Origin of the sequence: Bradyrhizobium lablabi (genome assembly GCF_018131005.1) — a bacterium.
Lineage (GTDB): Bacteria > Pseudomonadota > Alphaproteobacteria > Rhizobiales > Xanthobacteraceae > Bradyrhizobium > Bradyrhizobium lablabi_D.
On the sequence record NZ_JAFCJK010000004.1, the window covers coordinates 222728 to 242072 of the forward strand.

Consider the following 19345-nt stretch of genomic DNA (forward strand, 5'->3'; position numbering starts at 1 on the left):
TCTGCGCGGTGATTCTCCGCGGCACCAGTTTTCGCGGCCGCCGCGAAGCGTGAAAACCCTGTTTTTCTAGGGGTCTGAAGCGCCTTGACTTCGAAAAACCCTGAAAAAATCGACGATTCGGGTGCCTGTCCACAACGATATTGCTGTTAGAATGCGAAAAACCCTGTTTATTTAGCCGTTTTCCGCCATATCGTGCCCACTCCAGAATCAATGGAGCAACCATGGCTACCCAAATGTCGAAGTCGCAAGTGATCGAGAAGATCGCGACCACCACCGAACTTTCCAAGCGCGACGTCAAGAATGTGTTGGAGACACTCGTCGACGTCGGCCACAAGGAGCTGAAGAAGAACGGGGTGTTTCTCGTCCCGGGCTTCGCAAAGTTCGTCGTGGTCAAGAAGCCTGCGACCAAGGCGAAGAAGGGCACCAACCCCTTCACGGGCGAGGAGATGATGTTCAAGGCCAAGCCGGCCAGGAAGATCGTCCGCGCACGGCCGGTCAAGGCCGCCAAGGACGCGGTTTAGGAAACGAAGGGCCTCCGGTGACGGAGGCCTTTTGCTTCTGAATCGCCCGGTCGCGGTGGCTGCGCCGTTGACTTGCCGGGGTCGCCGATTGCGACGAACCCGGCATCAGCCATTTTCCGGTCCGCAGAGTTCGATTGGTCGGTCAACGGCATCACCAGCGGGGCGCGAGTCGTTCGCCGGGCGTCGACACAGTTGAAGCCGCCTGCGCGGCAATGCGACGGCCGGCGCCGTCGGCAAGGCGGCACGGACCTCGCGGGCGCCGCTCACGCATACCCCCTCGAAATAACCATCCACGCGGTACGCCCGGCGTCGAACAATTTTTTCCGTTTCCTACTGACGGGAACGGCAACGTTGCTTTTTTCGCGGCGGCCTTGTCGCGACGGGTGCGCTCACCGAAATCGACAAGAACGAACAATCGAGTCCGGGGAGATCACCGTGGGCCTTCAACAAACTCATATCGAATCGCTGCCGTTCGTCACCGCTGAACTGAATTACCTGGCGCCGATGCCGGGAAAACCCAGAACCTACGCGTTCGATCCGCCGTCCGGCGAACCCAAGTCCACCGCTCTTCCAGAACCTCATATCGTTCCGATCTTCGATGCACGCTTGATCGCCAAAAATTTCTCGCTCGATCGCGAGGGATTTGCCCTCGTCAGGCATCCGACCATCGTGAAGGATTTCTACGACGACAAGGAAGTCCGCAACGTCTATTATCCTGCCGTCGAGGCCTTCCTCAAAGCGGTGCTGAAGGCGGACCGCGTCTTCATCTTCGATCATACGGTGCGCAAGCGCGTGGAGGGGGCCGCCGACATCAGGGGGGCCGGGCCCCGCCAGCCCGCGACGCGTGTGCATGTCGACCAGACCGGTGTCTCGGGCCGCAACCGCGTCTTTGAGCATCTGCCCGACGAGGCCGAGGAACTCGTCAAGGGCCGCGTGCAGGTGATCAATCTGTGGCGCCCGATCCGTGGCCCCTTGCAAGATTCACCGCTCGCGATGGCCGACGGCACCACGGTCGCGCCCGGCGATCTCATCGCCTCGGACCTCATTTATCCGAACCGCAACGGCGAGAACTATTCGGTGAAGTACAACCCGAACCATCGCTGGTTCTATTTCCGGGAAATGATGCCCGACGAGGCGATCCTGCTCAAATGCTACGACTCGGCAACCGATGGCCGCACGCGGTTTGGGCCGCACACGGCGTTCGTCGATCCGACCACGCCGGCCGACGCCGCGCCGCGCGAGAGCATCGAAGTGCGGACGTTGGTGTTCCATAGGCAGCCAGGTTGACCTCGTCCCGCTTGCGGGGAGAGCAACGGTGGCTGCCGATGTGCTACATTTCGGTGCGAGTGTTTGGCCGATATGTCCAATTGCGGGCGAGCCCGGAGTTCTCCGCCGCTGTTCATCATAGTTGAGGTCCTCAACTATTCTTGAACCAGCCGCGCCTTCACATCACCGATTCTTGTCACCCGGCCTGGGTCTTCTTGATGCGGTGCCGGCGACGCACCCTGCAATATCGACCGAGCCGTCCTAAATGACATAGCAAGAGGTGTAGCGGCGGGCGCCTGATCGACTGAACAGGGGCCCTCGCTGCGTTGGCCTTGTGTGCACGACATTCAGAGCAAACCTCGAAGAAAAGAACTTTGGGAAACGCATTGGCGGGCCAGCATAAACGTCCACGCACACGCGAACGCCTGCCAATGTCCAGAAGCAATTTGATTCTGATCCTGTCTACCTCTTTATGCATGCGCGGAATACCGTACCTAGTCCGTCCTTGGAATGCGTGAGGACGGATCATGGGCATTGTTCGCTTTGCGCTGCGCTTTCCGCACACCTTCTACGTCGTCGCCGCCCTAATTCTGTTTCTGGGCTCGATCGCGTCCATCAAGATGCCGACCGACATCTTCCCGGAGATCAACATCCCCGTGGTGACGGTGATCTGGAGCTATACGGGATTGAGCACGCCCGAGATGGAGCAGCGCGTTACCACCTATAGCCAGTACTCGATTAGCGCCAACGTCAACGGCATCAAGAACATTGAAGCGCAGACAATGGCTGGTCTGTCGGTGCAGAAGATCTACTTCCAGCCCGACGTCAATCTCGACCTCGCGATTTCGCAGATCGTCTCGGCGACCAATGCGATCCGCGCGCTGATGCCACCCGGCATCCAGCCGCCGACCATCGTGCAGTTCAATGCCTCCAGCGTGCCAGTGCTGCAGATCAGCCTGAGCTCCGACACGCTGAGCGAACAGCAGCTCTATGATTACGGCATCTACCGCATCCGCCAGCAGCTCGCCCCCATCCCCGGCATTACGCTGCCGACGCCAGCGGGCGGCAAATACCGCCAGATCATGGTCGATATCGACCCCTCAAAATTGCTGGCCAAGGGCCTGACGCCGCTCGACGTCGCCAACGCGGTCAACGCGCAGAGCCTGACGCTGCCGGCAGGTACGGCAAAGTTCGGTAAGACGCAATATGTCGTTCGCACCAACGCCACGCCTCCGTCCATCGACGATCTCAACAATATCCCGATCAAGGTCGTGAACGGGGCGACCGTCTTCGTCAGGGACGTCGGCCAGGTTCATGACGGATGGCTGGTGCAGCAGAACGTAGTGCGCAACAACGGCCGCCGCTCGGTCCTGCTCTCGATCATCAAGAACGGCAATGCCTCAACGGTCGCCGTGGTCAATGCCGTGCATCAGGCTCTGCAGACGGCGCGTGCCGCGGCACCGTCGGGCATGAAGATCACCGAGCTGTTCGACCAATCCGTGTTTGTAAAGGACTCGGTGCTGGGCGTGCTGCGAGAAGGGGCGATCGCCGCCGCGCTGACCGCGCTGATGATCCTTCTGTTCCTTGGATCCTGGAGATCGACCGTCGTAGTCATGATCTCGATCCCGCTGTCGATCCTGACCTCGCTCGTGGTGCTCTATTTCCTCGGCGAGACGTTAAACACCATGACCCTCGGCGGGCTCGCGCTGGCGGTCGGCATCCTGGTGGACGACTCTACCGTCACCATTGAGAACACCCATCGGCTCCTCACCGAAGAAGGCCAACCACTGCCGCAGGCGACGTTGCACGGCGCCGCGGGCATTGCTGTGCCGACGCTGGTTTCGACGCTTGCGATCTCTTGCGTGTTCACCTCCGTGGTGTTCCTCGATGGACCGGCCAAGTTTCTGTTCACGCCGCTCGGGCTTGCGGTGGTGTTCGCGATGCTGGCGTCCTACGGTCTATCGCGGACGCTCACGCCCATTGTCATTGGCCTGTTGCTCAAGGGCGAGCATCATGGCCCCGCCGGCGAGGCCCCGCGCGGCCTGTTTGCGCGCTTCCACGCTGCATTCGAGCGCAGTTTCGAAGCGATGCGCCATTCCTATTCGCGCTCGCTTACCGAGTTGCTCAGGCACCGATTCATCATTCCGGCCGGTATGCTCGCAATGGGCGGACTTGGCGTCGCGCTGTTTCCGATGGTCGGCCGCGATTTCTTTCCCGTGATCGATGGCGGACAGATTCAGCTTCACGTCCGCGCGCCCGCCGGAACCCGCATTGAGGCCACGGAGCGGATTTTCCAGCAGGTCGAGGACCGGATTCGCGAGGTCATCCCGGACAGTGAACGCGAGCTGATCGTGGACAATATCGGGCTGCCGGCGCGCTCCTACAATCTCGCCTTCACGGATGGCTCGACCATCGGCGTCAACGATGGCGTGATCCTGGTGTCGCTGAAGGAGGGCCACCGGCCGACCGCCGAGTATGTGCGGAAGCTGCGCGAGCTGCTGCCGACTTCCTTCCCCGAGGAGACCTTCTATTTCCAGGCCGCCGACATCGTCACGCAAATCCTCAATTTCGGGCTGCCGTCGCAGATCGACGTCCGCACCGTCGGCTATGACCGGGAGAACAACCTGCGCGTCGCAAAGGAGTTGCGCCGGCGCATTGCGGCGATCAGAGGTATCGTCGATGCCCATCTGCAACAGGAGGTCGATGCGCCGGCGTTCCTCGCCGATATCGATCGCGCGCGCGCGGCCCAGCTCGGGCTTAACGCGAGCACGATCGCGAACAACGTCAATGTCAGCCTGAGCTCGTCGGAGCAGGTGACGCCGAATTTCTGGACCGATCCGAAATCGGGCATTCCCTATTATCTCGCCGTGCAAACGCCGGAGAACAAGATCTCTTCGCTGAATGATCTTGCCAACACGCCTGTCTCGACATCGCTGGCATCGACCGAGAGCGAAACACCGATCCCCGGCATGCTCGGCAATGTGGCGACCTTCAAGCGCACCAGCATTCCGACAAATGCCAATCAGGCGAACATCCAGCCCGTCTATGAGATCTACGCCAGCATACAGGGCCGCGATCTCGGCGGCGTGGCCAGCGAGATCAGCAAGGTCGTGGCGCAGCTGCAGAAGGAGCTGAAGCCCGGCAACAGGATCCAGGTCATCGGCCAGATCCAGAGCATGGATGGGGCCTTTGTCAACCTCAGCATCGGCCTCCTGTTCGCCGCCGTGTTCGTCTACCTCCTGATGGTCGTGAACTACCAGAATTTCGGCGATCCCTTTGTCGTCATCCTGGCATTGCCGGCAACCTTGTGCGGCATCCTGACCATGCTGTTCATCACCGGCACGACGCTCAACGTGCCTTCGTTGATGGGAGCAATCATGGCGGTCGGCGTCGCGTCCGCAAACTCGATCCTGCTTGTGACCTTTGCGCGCGAGCAGCAGCTTGCAGGCAAGACCGCTTTCGAGGCGGCGATCGAGGCCGGACATACCAGGATCAGGCCGGTCTTGATGACGGCGGCGGCGATGATCGTCGGCATGATCCCGATGGCGATTGGGGGTGCCGGCGAGGAGCAGAATGCCGCGCTGGCGCGCGCGGTGATCGGCGGACTCTTGTTCGCGACGCCGACGACGCTTTTGGTCGTGCCCTATCTGTTTGCGATGCTGCGCAAGGGCAATGACGGCAAGACACATCACGGAGTATTCGACGAGGTGCTGGAATGAATTTCAACGGACCGGTCAACACCGAAGGCACGGCCGAAACCGACCGCGCCCCGGAACAACCGGGGCATACGGAGCGGCGCGGTCGGAAAGGGCGCCTGATTGTCGTCGGTGTGGCGGTGGTGTTGATGGGGGCACTGACTGCCGGCGCCTGGACTCATTTGACCCAGTATCGCCTGAGCGCCGATGCCGCGGAACAGGAGCGCGACCTCGTACGCTCAGTTCACGTCGCAACCGTGAAGCCGAGCGGTGAGTTCGACGTCGTCAAGCTGCCCGCGACCACGTCGGCCTTTGCTACCGCCAACATCTTCGCGCGCGCCTCCGGCTATATCACCAAGCGCGAGGTCGATATCGGCGACCGGGTCAAGCAGGGGCAGTTACTGGCCGAGATCGAGGCGCCCGAGCTCGATCACCAGATAGCGCAGGCCGAGGCAACGCTGAGCCAGCTCAAATGGGCACTGCAGCAGGCTGAGGCCAATCGCGTGCTTGCGAAGATCACCTGGGATCGCGACAGGCCGCTGGTGGAGAAGGGTTGGGTGACCGCGCAGCAAGGCTCGATCGACGAGCAGACGCTGAAGGCTCAGGAGGCCGCGGTGTCCGTCGCGCAGGCCAACGTCAAGGCCGAGGAAGCCCAGTTGCAGGTGCTGCATCAGCAGAAGCTTTATCAGAGCGTGGTGGCGCCATTCGACGGCGTCATCACCCAGCGCAATATCGATGTCGGCAGCCTGGTGCAGGCCGATGCCACGTCGGGCACGTTCATGTTCACGATCATGCAGGGCAGCGTCATCCGCACGCAGGTGTTCGTGCCGCAGGACTCCGCGTTCGGTGTCAAGCCGGGCATCGATGCGGCGGTCCATGTGCCGGAAATCCCGGACCGCGCGTTTCCGGGCACCGTGACGCGGATCGCGGACGCTATCCAGCCCGGCTCGCGGACATTGCTCACCGAGGTCGACATTCCTAATCCGGATGGCGCGCTGAGGCCCGGCATCTATTGCACAGTCGAGCTGCATATTCCGCGCAAGACGCCGAGCTTCACGGTGTCCGCCGATGCGATCATCTTCAACCAGGCCGGGCTGCAGGTGGCGGTGGTCGAGAACGGTGTGGTGCATTTGCACAAGATTGGCGTGGTACGCGACCTCGGACGCGAGGTTTTGATCAACACCGGGGTGAAGCGCGGTGACCAGGTGATCCTCAATCCGGCAGTCGATCTTGCCGACGGTACCAAGGTGCGGACGCAGCCTGAGCCGGTGCGGACATCCTGAGGCGGATTTCAGAATCCGCCTCTAGGAGATGACCCGGAAGAGCGGGTGGCGGTTTTCCCTCGCGACAAACGCGAGGCGTTTGCGCGGAGATCACGCTCAAACAAAGAGCCGGAGCGCGATGATAGCGCATCCTCGTCTCACGCGCTCTGACAGCGCCGGCGCACGCGAGTTGGCGGCGGCCGTCCAATAGTGTTACGCCCTCCGCAGGACGCTGAGGGAAGAGACGATTCGTGGACGGCGCGGCAAGGAACGGCGCGGAGATCGGTTTCCGCGCACTGATTTTAGCGCTTCTGGCATTGGCCTGCGGCCACATGTTGTCGACGCTTTTGCGGACGATTCCGGCGATCAGTCTGGATCTGATGGCGGCCGACTTCGGCACCTCGCCGCAGGCGCTCGCGAGCCTCACCTCGGTCTATCATTTCTCCTTTGCCGCTTCGCAGGTGCCGGTCGGCGCGGCCATGGACCGTTTCGGCGTTCGGCCGGTGTCGCTCAGTCTGCTGATCGGGACCGTGATCGGAACCGTGGTGTCGGCGCTCGCGGTCGGGCCGGTGACGTTCCTGTTCGGACAGCTCCTGCTCGGGGTTGCGACCTCGGGCATGCTGATGTGCCCGATGACGCTCGCCGCAAAGCAGATGTCGGCCGCGAAGTTCGGCCTGTGGTCCGGCATGATCTTGTCGATCGGCAATATCGGCATGCTGCTGTCGTCGAGCCCGCTCGCCTACGTCGTCGATCACCTGGGCTGGCGCGCAGGATTCTGGGTTTCAGCCGGTTTCGGCATTGCCGTGCTGGTCGCGGTTTTTGCGCTGGTGCCGCGGCAGCCTGCCGCCCATGCCGATGATTCCTCGCCGCTCTCCCAAATGACCGAGGTGCTGCGGCTTGGGCTGTCGCGCGGTCTGCGCGGGCTGATCGCGCTGTCGCTGGTGTCGCTCGGCGCATCGCTGGTGCTGCGCGGCCTGTGGGGCGGGCCGTGGCTGATGGACGTGAAGTCGCTGAGCCGCATCGACGCCGGCAACGTGCTCGCCGCGTTCACATTGGCGCAGATCGTGGGTCCGATCTGTGTCGGCATGCTCGATCGCAAGCTCGGGCACCGGCGCACGATGGTTGCGGTGGCCCATGGTTTCAGCGCAGTGCTGCTCGCCCTGATGGCCGCGGGCGCGCCACACTATCCGGTCTCGAACCTGTTCGGCGTCACGGTGATGCCACCTGGCTATGACCTCACGCTTCTGGTGCTGATCGGCCTTGCGATGTCCGCGCAGCCGCTGATCTTCGGCATGACGCGCCAGCTCGTCGACGCCCAGAACACCGGCAAGGCGCTCTCGGCGGTCAATCTCGCGTTCTTCCTCGGCGCAGCGCTGATGCAGTCGACGACCGCCGGTGTCGCGGCGCTGTTCGGCCTGCCGGCGGTGCTGCTGTATATGGCGGCCGCGCTTGTCATCGGGACCGTGCTGTTCCTGATCTTCACCAAGGCCTCAGCCGTCTAACGCATGATCCGGAAAAGTGTGTCGCGGTTTTCCCTCGCGACAAATCTTACGATCAGTCAGAGCATTTCCGCTCGTGACCGCGAAGGCGACATTCGCGCGGAGTAGTCTCCGGCGAGTGCCAACCTGATCTAATTGATGTTTGCCATAAACAGATCGACGTCCTGCTCCAGGAGGAGGCGGTCTTGAACGAGCTGCCTTGCGGCCTTCGAAACAGCCGCAGCACGGTCGCCTTCTTTTGGATAGCGCTCAGCCAACGATGGACGCGTATCGTTGTTTTTGAGCCGCTCGTCGCGAGTGGCCGCGAACGGGAACATCGACCCGTTGTTCTCGCATAGCTCGCCCTCTGCAAATCCGGCCTTGCGGAAATTCCAGCCCGTGTGTGTTGCGATAGGGGCCTCCAGAGTCGGCAGCCGCACCCCGGCGATATTCCGGCCGTCGCCGTCGGTACTTGGAACGAATATCGGATAGGCTGCTCCTTTGGCCGGTGGCATCGCGTCGAAATCGATAACCGTTGGTCGTGTCAGCTGCCCGGAGTAACGAACGCCCGGGATTTGCGGAAAGCCCACCGCGTCGGCAGTCGGCGGCACAAGCGTGCCCTCGTTTCGGCCTGGATAACGGCTTGGGGGCGGCAGGGTCCCGTCCGTTATCCACGCATCAAGCGCAACCAACAGCGCTCGCGCTGGCGGGCCTGCATGAAGCGGGTTAGTCGGGAACATGCAGGTCCGTGTGGGCGCGGATCGGTCATTTGCGAGTGCGAAATGTTGGAGATTGGAGATCAGAAACAGCCGAACATTGTCAGGCATCGCCAAAGCATTGCCTTGTGTGTCGGTCGCCACCAGGGATGCGCGTTGCTGGTAAAACTCGATGTCGCTGTCGGTCTTGATGATCTTCGGACAATTGCCGGCAGCGAGACACCGCGCCAGCAGGCCATCGGTGCGCCCTGTGAGGTTGTCCGTGATCACTGGATAGGTGAACGGAAATTCCGAACCCGGATATACCGTATCAGCGTGCTGGTAGGGCGAGCGGCCGGGTTGGCTGAAGCGATAGTTGGTGAATGTCTTCTTTCCGCCGGCGATATGCGGCATCAGGCCCTCGAAGACGGCATGGCCTGCCTCATCGGTGTTGAAGCCAAGATAAAGGAAATCATGCAGGTATCGGCCACTCTGTGAGGCGCCGAACGCGACGGCGCGATCGATCTGGCCGGCCAGCAAATTCGGAGTGCCTTCTGCATCGGCCTCGTCGTGCCGAAGGAACGAGACGATATCGCGCGTCGCCGCGAAACCGAGCCCCATCACCTTCGGATCCTTGGCAAGGTAAATGAGTTCGTAGATCGCCCCGGCGTCAAAGCCGGCAGGGCGGCTGATCGCAATCCGATTTGGGGCGTCAAACCTCACCGAAAGGTCGTTTGGCGCAGTTCGCGGGTCGCTCTCGCGCTCGCGCACGGAGAGCTTTACGTGCGCTGGATCGAGATCGGCAGCGGGATAGCTCAGCGTTGCGAGCACAGGATTGTCCAGGTGATCAAAAACAAATTCCTCGCGCGCCAGGCCGGTTACCTGCGGCACGATGGGTGGCGAAAACGTAAGACGCCCGCTCGCAGCAGCCGTATCGCCCTGCCAGCCACTCCACACGACTGTGTAGCCGCGGCTCATCAGGAAGCCATTACCCGCGTCAGCCACCTTGGCCAGATCGTTTGTAACCCCGGTGTCATTGAAGAGCGCCAGCCCAAGCTTGTTGCCGCGATTGACCACTTCGTAGAAAAGACGACGATTTGCGTTCGCGGCGACCGTCGGGCGCAGGATCTCGACATCGCTCACCGCCTCGACCAGGCCGTGCGCATTGCGCGGCGCGCGGTCGATATCCACGATCAACGAATTGTGCGGATCATCGGGCGCCACCGCAATTGTGGCGCGGGCGATAATTCGGTCATAGGTGCCCACTGGTCCGAACATGCGGCCTTCGAATGCCGGTGATTCGGTGCGTAGAATCTCGAACTTGACGACCTTTGCGTCCACCGGTTGTGGTGGAGCCGCGACACTTATCGCGAAAGCGAGTCCCTGCAATATACGCTTCATCTCTTCCTCCCAGCGACGGCGCGCAAATGCGCGGTTCCAGGTCAATGATGAAGGTAACGCCCGCACCGCCTTCGGCACAGGCGCTGCCAGAGAAGATTAGTCTGAGGGGCTCTATTCCGGCAGCTCGATCATGGACACTACCACCATTTGTAGCGCGCCGAGAAGAGCCGGGATTTCGGCAATTGGCCCGACGCCGATCCGCTACCGCTGCTATCCAACGGACCTCACTTCATATGCGCCCTGATCTGCGCGCGCGGTCTGTGAGCACCGCCTTAGATCGTCTGCGCCTGCTTGCGGACCTCGTTGGCAAGCGGCCTCAAGGATTCGGCTGCGCCCGGTCCCACGAGGCTATAGCCCATTCCACCGTCAGCCCAGGAGAAGCCTGCGACGTCGCCGCTCGACAGCGGGGCCATCGGCGCGTTCCGATCTGACGTCATCGGGCGCGTGAACACGACAAGCCGGTCGCCCCGATCGTCGTCGTACATGAACATGGCTGCGGGACCATGCGCGGTCGCCACCATGCGTCCGCCCATGAAGCGATATCCCGACTTCGACAGGTCCGGCAGCTTGACGGGCTGACGCAGCCGGTCGGAGACCCATCGCACGAGCTCGGCGCTGTCACGCAGCTCGACCGGCCGGGTTCGATCGGAGGCGTAGACCTGGTAGGACGCGCTTGCTTCCTGGGCGAGCTCGGCAAGTCCGCTTGCGGGCGCCACTGTGGCGTCACGGATCACCCATCCGCCGAGGCCTCCGATCGAGAGCATCAGCATCGCCGCAATCGCCCAGCGCAATGACGAGGGGCGGCGGCGCCGGCTCTCGATGATCCTGGCAAGATTGAGCTGCGGCGGCAGGGGTTCTTCCGCAATCGGTGCCAGCGCAGAGCGCAACAGGCCTCGCTGATCGGAGAAGGCTGCGACGCGCTTAGCGACATCCGGATGGTTTTCCAGATAGGCAGCAACCTCGGCCTCGCGCTCGGGCTCCAGGGCCCGGTCGACATAAGCGTGCAGATCGTCCTCCGCGATGGGGCGATTGGTCATGAATTGCTCCGCAGCTGTACCACGTTGTCTGATGGTCTGCCGGCGGGCCGTTCCAGCTCCTGCTGCAGCCTCTCGCGGGCGCGCGACAGGCGCGACATCACGGTGCCGATGGGGATGTCGAGCGCCTTGGCGGCCTCCGCGTATGTCAGGTCTTCGACGGCTATCAGCAACAGCACGGCGCGCTGCTCGTCGGGCAGCACGGCGAGCTTCTTCATCACGTCCTGATACATCAATTTCTGCTCTTGTGACGCGTTCTGCCCGATCTCGTGCTCCCGAACCTCGTCGATAGCGACATGCTGGACGCGCGTCGCCGTGCGGCGAAACTGGTTGACCGCCAAATTGTGGAGGATCGCGAACAGCCATGGCCGTGGATTGCCGTCGTCGCGCCGTTGGTGCCAGTGACCGACGGCGCGCTCCAGGCAATCCTGCACCAGATCGTCGGCAGTGGCGCGATTACGGACCAGCGCCCGCGCGTAGCGCCGCAATGCCGGAATGACCGGCTCGATCTGGCGTAGCATGTCGCTCATGGCGTCTGCACCTGCACGACCGCGCCGAGTTTTGACGGCTCGCCGGAAGCAATGACGAGGTAGCGTCGCTCCTCCTCGGCCGAGCTTTGCACGATCTGCCGGATCGGGCCAGCGGCGTTGACGATCGCGGAGCCGGCGGGGTTCGTCCTGAAAGCCGCGAGCGGCTGCACCATGCCGCTGCCGTCGGCGTGGTCGGCCAGCGCAAGCACATAGGGCTGCTTCGCTCCGAGGCCGGTGACGGAGGCCTGTAGAACCTGGATGAGGCCCTGATCGAACAGCGAAATGCTGGTCGACGGCTTGTCGCCGCTTGGCTGCTTCGTCGATGCGAGCGTGAGGTGAGCGACCTGACCGGCGACGCCGAGGCCTTGCAGGTTCTGCCGGTCGTCCGGATCGGCGACAGCGTTTGGCACATAGGTGATGGCCTGCGGCGCCTGCCCGATCGGGATATTCGCGATCACTTTGTTGGTTGCAGTGTCGATCGCGGCGAGCGCGTCGGCATTTTCCAGGCCGACATAGATTCGCGTGCCGTCGCCGGATGGCCAAACGCCATGCGGAAGGTTGCCAACGGGAATGGTGGCGACCTGCGAGAAGTCGTCGGTCCTGTACACCTTCACCTGGTTGGTGCCGCCGATGGTCACATAGGCGAAGGTTCCCTTGGCGGTCCTGGCGAAATTGACGTGGTTGGTGATCGGGCCGGTGTCGATCGTCTTGACCGGGTTGAACGGCGGCTTCGCGTTGAACACCTGCGTCTTGCCGATATCCTTCAGCGTGAACCACACCTGCTCGCCATCGGGGCTAGCCGCGATGTTCGGGCAGAACGGGCTTTCCTGCTTCACTTTCGCAACGATCTGGTGATCTGCGACCGAGACCACGTCGGTCTCCGGATTGAACGACGAGCAGATGTAGCCGTATTTCCCATCGGGAGAGAAGATTTGCATGCCCGGCCCGGGCGGCACTTCGATGCGCGCTGTTTCCTTGAACGTCTTCGCATCGATGACCGAGATATAGTTCTCGCCGCGGACGGTGACCCACACCTCCTTGCCGTCGGGCGTGAAGAAGGCTTCGTGCGGCGAACGACCGACATAGGTGACGTGCTTGACCGCGTTTGTCGCCGTGTCGATGAAGGTCACCGAATTCGAGCCGATCGAGACCACCGCGAGCGTGCGGTGGTCGGGCGAATAGCCCATGCCATGGACCAGAACCTGGCCCTTGTAGAGCGGGCTGAAATTGCCCGGTTGCGGATCGCCCAGCCGGATGACGCCGAGCAGCTTGTTGTCGACCGGATCGGTGACGGAGACCGTGTTGGAGAATTGCTCGGCGGCGTAGACACGGTCATGATGGCTGATTGGAATGTCGGGCGCGGACGCCGCGCCCGGCGCCTGTCCGGCGAAGGCGGAGGTCGATATCACGACCACGGTCGTGGCCAACAGGCTCTTCAGGAAATAGCGGTTCATGGTCTTGACTCCTACTTCTTCATCTCGTGGGACATCTTCATATGATCGTGAGCGGCCGGCGCCGCCGAAAGGGATTGCGTCGGGGCAGGCGCCGACGCGGCGATCTTTTCGCCGATCGCGAGCTTCATCGCGTCGATCTCCTGCATCTGGTCGACGATGATCTCCTGGGCGATCCGGCGCAGCTGCTCGTTCTTGCCGTAACGCAGTTCGATCACGGCCATGTCGATCGCGCCCTGGTGATGCGGCGTCATCATCGCGACGAAATCGCGATCGATGTCGCCGCTCGGCTTGGCAGCCATATTGTTCATCATCTTGGTCATCGCGGCCTCGTTCTCGCCGAGGAACGCGCTTTCCTCGGCCGTCGGCGCGCTTTGGGCCGCCTGATGAGCTTCGTGCGCGTGCACTACCGGAGAAGCGACAAGGGCGAACAGCGCGCCTATGCCAAGCAGCGTGGCGCCGAAGCCGGGTCTGAAAAATCGCAGGATCATGATGTCCACCCTGAAGGTTGATTGGGAGTGCCCACGTCATCCGGCCGAGGCTGGTCACCGCGAACCGCTCGAAGCGCCTGACTTGCATGGGTGGACGCGGCGCGGCGCGTTCTATTCCGCCGGAAGAGTGGGATTCTCGCCGATCACGAATTCCTGAACGAGCGACCTGGTCGTCGGCGCAGGAGGCGCCGGTTTGCGATCCGGAGTGCTCTGGCTATAAGAGGGAACTCCGGTTCCGATCGGCCGGTTCCTCGACCCCGTCAGCGCAATGGAAGCGCAAGCAAGGCAAAAATGTCCTCCAAGATCGACCCGATCACCCGCTCCGTCGTTCAGCACCGCCTCAGTTCGATCGTGAAGGAAATGGGCGAAGCCATGCTTCGCACCTCCTATTCGCAGATCCTTAATTCCAGCCGCGATTTCTCGCTCGCGATCTGCGACACGCGCGGCCGCCTGATCGCGCAGGCCGACCACATCCCGGTCCACGTCGGCGCGCTGCCTTGGGCGACGCTGGCGGTCGAGGAGCGTTTTGCGGACGTCGCGCCCGGCGATGTGATCCTGCTCAACGATCCCTACCAGGGCGGCAGCCATCTGCCCGATCTCACCGCCTTCGTGCCTGTCTTCGACGGCGGCAAGCGCCTGTTGTGGACCATCGTGCGTGCGCATCAGAGCGACATCGGCGGCGCGACCCACGGGGCCTATAATCCCGGCGCGACCGAGATCTATCAGGAAGGCATCCGCATCCCGCCGATCAAGCTCTACGAGGCCGGCAAGCCGCGCGAGGATCTGCTCGACCTCCTGGCGCTGAATGTTCGCAACCCGCGCGACTTCCGCGGCGATCTGGCTGCGATGCTTGGCGCCGCCCATCTCGGCGAGCGGCGCATCGCAAGGCTGTTCGCCGAGTTTGGGGCCGAAACCGTCGAGGCCGCGATCGAGGCCATTCTCGACGCCACCGAACAGCAGACCCGCGACGTCGTCACGACCTGGAAGGACGGTGTGTTCTACGGCGAAGCCTTGCTCGACGACGACGGCCACGGCCGCAGCGACATCAAGATCGCGGCGAAGGTGACGAAGAAAGGCAGCGACATCGAAGTCGATCTCACCGGTTCCGACCCGCAATCGACCAGTTTCGTCAATTCTTCGCACGCGAATATGCAGGCTGCCGTCGCGATGGCCTTTGCCTATCTGATCGATGCGGACATTCCCAAGAATACCGGCGCGCTGCGGCCGCTGAAGGTCGTGGCGAAGCAGGGTACGATCGTGTGGGCGGATCCCGGCCGCCCCGTGACGCTATGCACCAGCCATCCCTCCAACGAGATCGTTGAGGCGATCATCAAGGCGATGTCGGCCTCCTGTCCGGACCGTGTGATGGGTGGATGGGGCCGAAGATTCCGTATCGCGATCCAGGGTGAGGACCCGCGCAACGGGCGCAATTTCATCTGGCACATGTTCCAGGCCCGCCCCGGCGGCGGCGCGTCCCCCGGCGGTGACGGCTATTCGTCGATCGGCGAGTGGCACACAGTCGGCGGTTTGAAGTTCGGCAGCATCGAGGTCGCCGAGGTGCGCTTCCCATTGCATTTCCGCCAGCACGAATTCCGCCCCGACTCCGGCGGCGACGGCCAGCATCGCGGCGGCCTCGGCGTTGCGCTCGACATGGTGCTGGAGACGGAAAAGCCCGCCAAGGGCAACACCGCCGGAGACGGCGCGCGTCACGGTCCCTGCGGCATGCTCGGCGGCAAGGACGGCGAGCCGCACCGCTACCGTCTGCTGTCGCAGGGCCGCGAGCCGCGGGTGCTGAAAACCAAGGAGGTCGGCATCGAGCTTCGCCCCGGCGATTGTCTTGAAATCCGGTCTTCCGGCGGCGGCGGCTGGGGACCGCCGGAAAAGCGATCGGCGGACGCTCGCGCGCGCGATGTCGCGCAGGGTCTGGTCTCGAAGGCGGTATAGACGCTCATGTTCACGATTGGAGTCGATATCGGCGGCACCTACACCGACCTGGTCGCCACGGATGAAGCCGGGCGCACGGTTTTCGCAAAATCGCCATCCACCCCGGCCGACCAGTCGATCGGCGTCATGGCCGGGCTCGACGAACTGGCGCGTCGTCTCGGCGTGACGCGCGCGGCGATGCTCGCGGCCACCGATCGCCTGGTCCATGGCACGACAGTCGCGACCAATGCGCTGCTGGAGCGCAAGGGTGCCAAGGTCGCGCTGCTCACCACCGAGGGTCATCGCGACGTCGTCGAGATGCGCGAAGGCCTCAAGCCCGATCGCTATGATCTCCGCACGCCGCCGCCCGAGCCGCTGGTGCCGCGCGAGCGACGCTTTGGCGTGCGCGAGCGGCTGAAGGCGGACGGCAGCACGGCTGTTGCCCTCGACGCCACCGCGCTCGGCGATGTCATCACGGCGGTGAAAGGATCGGGCGCGACCTCGGTCGCGGTCTGTTTCCTGCATGCCTATCTCAATCCCGCGCATGAGCTCACCGCCGTGGAACGACTCGCGCGCGAGTTGCCCGATGTCAGCGTGTCGCGCTCCAGCGACGTGCTGCCGCAGATCAAGGAATATGAGCGCGTCTCCACCACGATCGTAAACGCCTATGTCGCGCCGATCGTGCGGCGCTATCTCATCAATCTGGAGCAGCGCCTGCATGAGGCCGGCTTTTCGGGCACGCTGTTCGTGGTGCTGTCGCATGGCGGCATGGCGCCCGTGGAGGAGGCTTCGCGGCTCGCCGCGGGCACCGTGCTGTCGGGTCCTGCCGGCGGCATTTCCGGCAGTCGCCGCTGCGCCGACCTGCTCGGCATCCGCGATCTCGTGCCGTTCGACATGGGCGGCACCTCGACCGATGTCTCGCTGATCGCTGACGGCCAGGCCTCGCTCTCGGCCGACGGCATGCTTGCAGGCCAGCGCATCGCGCTACGCAGCCTGGATATCGCGAGCATTGCGGCCGGCGGCGGCTCAATCGCGAGCGTCGATGGCAGCCGCACCTTGCGCGTGGGGCCGGAAAGCGCCGGCTCGGTGCCGGGGCCGGCCTGCTATGGCAATGGCGGCACGGCCGCGACCGTCACCGACGCCAACGTCGTGCTCGGCTACCTCGATGCCGCGGCCTTCATGGGCGGCGCAAGGCCGCTCGATCGCGCGGCCGCCGAGGCCACGGTCGATCGCATCGCCGCTGCGCTTGAGCTCTCGCGGATGGAGGCCGCCGCCGGCATCTACAAGATGATCAATCTGAAGATGGCCGACGGCATCCGCCTGATGACGTTGCGCCGCGGCGTCGATCCCCGTAAATTCGCGCTGCTGAGCTTTGGCGGCGCGGCCGGCTTGCACGCAGCCGAAGTGGCGCGCGAACTCGAGATCAGGCGCATCATCGTGCCGTCGGTCGCCTCCGTACTGTCGGCCTGGGGCATGCTGACCAGCGACCTCCGCTATGAGGTCAGCCGCACTCACTACGGGACGGGCAGGATTTCTGCCGATGACGTGCGCGCGCTGTTCGCCGCCCTGGACGAGCAGGCCGCCGGACGACTGCGCGCCTGGTTCAAGGGCGACATCACGAACGAGCGCTCCGCGGAGATGCGCTATGGCGAGCAGGTGTTCGAGATCGATGTGCCGCTCGGCGACCTCGACCTCGGTACCGCCGATCTCGTCGCGGAGATTGAGGAGCGCTTTCACCGCCGCCACGAAGAACTCTATACCTACGCGTCGCGCGGTCAGGAGGTTGTGTTCGTCAACGCCCGCGTCGCCGCAGTCGGCAAGGTTGCGCAGGCGCGCGGCAATGTCAGCTCGGCGTCGCCGGCCGCGCCGTGCGCGCCGCGGTCGAAGCGCCAGGCCTGGTTCGGCGCATGGCGCGAGGTGCCGGTCTATGCGCTCGACGATCTCCGGCCGGGTCATTCGCTGACCGGCCCCGCCGTCATCGAGGCCGAGACGACGACCGTCCTGATTGACACCGGCGACCGCGTCCTGGTCAATGCGCTGGGTTGGCTCGACATCACGTTGCGCTGACGGCCACGCTGGACTGCACCCCTCTCCCGCAAGCAAGCCGAAGGGGTGAGACGATCCGTGATCGACTGCATGCCGTAATGGCCGCTTCGCCATCAACATTTCATTTTTCACGCCTTGCCTTGCAAGATAAGGTTCGCTTCGCTGGGAGGAAGCGCGGCGATGTTGCCGGCGTCTTAAGGCGATGCTGATGCGAACAAGAAAACAAATTGCGCTGTCGATATCCCTTCTCGTTGCCGTGCTGCTCGTCGCCGCGCCGTCGCGCGCCCAGACCCCTGAGGCGCCCGCCGCCGACACCGATATCCGGATCGGCAATGTCATGCCCTATACGGGGCCGTTGGCCGCATTCGCGACCATCGGACGGGCGGAGGCGGCCTATTTCGACATGATCAACGAGCGCGGCGGCATCAACGGCCGCAAGATCCGCTTCACGTCGGTCGATGACAGCTCCAATCCGAAGACCGCGCTCGAGCAGACCCGCGATCTCGTCGAGAAGCAGAATGTGCTGTTGATGTTCGGCTCGTTCGGCACGCCGAGCAATCTGGCCGTGCGGACATACCTGAACGAGAAGCAGGTTCCACAGCTCTTCGTCGCGTCTGGCGACGAGGAGTGGGCGCATCCGAGGACCTATCCGTGGACCATGGGCTGGCAGCCCACGTTCCGCGCGGAAGGTCGAATCTATGCCAATTACATCCAGGCGGCTTATCCCGATCGCAAGATCGCGGTGCTCTGGCAGAACGACCAGTTCGGCCGCGATCTGTTCAGGGGATTGCAGGAAGGGCTCGGCGACACCGCGGGGATGATCGTCGCCGATCTCGCCTTCGACGCTTCCGAGACCGCAATCCAGGTCCAGGTCGGCATCTTGAAGGACTCAGGCGCCGACATCCTGGTGTTCGATGGCGCGCCCGCGATCGCCGCGCGCGCGATCCGCGTTGCTGCCGAGCTCGACTGGCACCCTGTCTTCATCCTCGACAATGCCTCGGCCTCGATCGCGAGCGCGCTGCGTCCCGCCGGCCTGCAGAATGCGCTTGGCGTGATCTCGACCTCGTTCCTCAAGGATGCCAGCGACGCGTCCTGGAAGGAGGATCCGCACATCAAGGCGTGGCTCGACTTCATGGACAAGTATTTCCCCGACGGCGACAAGGATGATCTCTACGCCGTGTTCGGCTATGCTGCGGCTGATACGCTGGTCCAGGTCCTGCGCCAATGCGGCGACGGTCTCTCGCGCGAGAACGTCATGCGGCAGGCGGCCTCGCTGGATTACCAGAGCCCGATCGCGCTGCCCGGGATTGTGATCAAAACCGGGCCGAAGGATTTCCGCCCGATCAAGCAGATGCGCCTGGTACAGTTCGACGGCACCGCCTGGCAGCCGATCGGTGACGTCGTCGACAGCGCATTCGCGAAGGTGAAGGATGATAATTGAGGGCCATACTTCTCCCTCTCCCCGCTCTTCGCGGGGAGAGGGTAGGGTGAGGGGCTGTCTCCGCGAAGATGGTGGGTCACGAGCATGCGCAGAGTCCCCCTCACCTGGATC

At 63.3% G+C, this 19345-nt stretch carries 13 protein-coding genes; 8 read left to right on the forward strand and 5 right to left on the reverse strand.

All coding sequences use genetic code 11. The features are described 5' to 3' along the window. Positions 1–221: 221 nt before the first annotated feature. From JQ553_RS14130 to JQ553_RS14150, 5 genes are all read left to right on the forward strand, one after another. The gene (locus JQ553_RS14130) at positions 222–521 is read left to right on the forward strand and encodes an HU family DNA-binding protein (RefSeq protein ID WP_212500571.1); all 300 of its coding nucleotides are present in this window, start codon (positions 222–224) and stop codon (positions 519–521) included. Positions 522–956: 435 nt separating this feature from the next. Beyond that, complete coding sequence (locus JQ553_RS14135; protein WP_212500918.1) at positions 957–1808, forward strand: CmcJ/NvfI family oxidoreductase; 852 nt, start codon at positions 957–959, stop codon at positions 1806–1808. A 506-nt stretch (positions 1809–2314) separates the two neighbouring features. Next, a complete protein-coding gene (locus JQ553_RS14140) occupies positions 2315–5506 on the forward strand; it encodes an efflux RND transporter permease subunit (protein ID WP_212500572.1) in 3192 nt (1063 codons plus the stop codon). Then, positions 5503–6765, forward strand: coding sequence for an efflux RND transporter periplasmic adaptor subunit (locus JQ553_RS14145; protein WP_212500573.1), 1263 nt, complete (start codon positions 5503–5505; stop codon positions 6763–6765). The genes JQ553_RS14140 and JQ553_RS14145 overlap by 4 nt, the downstream gene beginning before the upstream one ends. Before the next feature lie 230 nt (positions 6766–6995). Continuing rightward, positions 6996–8246: an MFS transporter gene (locus JQ553_RS14150; RefSeq protein ID WP_312015141.1), complete on the forward strand. Its 1251-nt coding sequence runs from the start codon at positions 6996–6998 to the stop codon at positions 8244–8246. A gap of 128 nt (positions 8247–8374) precedes the next feature. Here the strand turns inward: JQ553_RS14150 and JQ553_RS14155 are convergent, their stop codons facing one another. The 5 genes from JQ553_RS14155 to JQ553_RS14175 form a co-directional block, all read right to left on the reverse strand. Further along, on the reverse strand, positions 8375–10396 hold the full coding sequence (locus JQ553_RS14155) for an alpha/beta hydrolase domain-containing protein (protein ID WP_312015142.1): 2022 nt from the start codon (positions 10394–10396) through the stop codon (positions 8375–8377). Positions 10397–10590: 194 nt separating this feature from the next. After that, positions 10591–11355, reverse strand: a complete 765-nt coding sequence (locus JQ553_RS14160) for an anti-sigma factor (RefSeq protein ID WP_212500574.1) — start codon at positions 11353–11355, stop codon at positions 10591–10593. Further along, positions 11352–11882 carry an RNA polymerase sigma factor gene (locus tag JQ553_RS14165; RefSeq protein ID WP_212500575.1) on the reverse strand — a complete coding sequence of 177 codons (531 nt, stop codon included), beginning with the start codon at positions 11880–11882 and terminating at the stop codon, positions 11352–11354. The genes JQ553_RS14160 and JQ553_RS14165 overlap by 4 nt, the downstream gene beginning before the upstream one ends. Continuing rightward, entirely contained in the window at positions 11879–13336 is a 1458-nt protein-coding gene (locus tag JQ553_RS14170; RefSeq protein ID WP_212500576.1) for a YncE family protein, read from the reverse strand. The genes JQ553_RS14165 and JQ553_RS14170 overlap by 4 nt, the downstream gene beginning before the upstream one ends. 11 nt (positions 13337–13347) lie before the next feature. Next, positions 13348–13824, reverse strand: a complete 477-nt coding sequence (locus tag JQ553_RS14175) for a DUF305 domain-containing protein (RefSeq protein WP_212500577.1) — start codon at positions 13822–13824, stop codon at positions 13348–13350. A gap of 291 nt (positions 13825–14115) precedes the next feature. On the opposite strand from JQ553_RS14175, the gene JQ553_RS14180 reads away from it, so the two are divergent. The 3 genes from JQ553_RS14180 to JQ553_RS14190 all read left to right on the forward strand — a co-directional run bounded on the left by JQ553_RS14180 (position 14116) and on the right by JQ553_RS14190 (position 19234). After that, positions 14116–15768, forward strand: coding sequence for a hydantoinase B/oxoprolinase family protein (locus tag JQ553_RS14180; RefSeq protein ID WP_212500578.1), 1653 nt, complete (start codon positions 14116–14118; stop codon positions 15766–15768). Positions 15769–15774: 6 nt separating this feature from the next. After that, complete coding sequence (locus JQ553_RS14185; protein WP_212500579.1) at positions 15775–17814, forward strand: hydantoinase/oxoprolinase family protein; 2040 nt, start codon at positions 15775–15777, stop codon at positions 17812–17814. A gap of 187 nt (positions 17815–18001) precedes the next feature. Continuing rightward, positions 18002–19234, forward strand: a complete 1233-nt coding sequence (locus tag JQ553_RS14190; RefSeq protein WP_212500580.1) for an ABC transporter substrate-binding protein — start codon at positions 18002–18004, stop codon at positions 19232–19234. Positions 19235–19345: the final 111 nt, after the last annotated feature.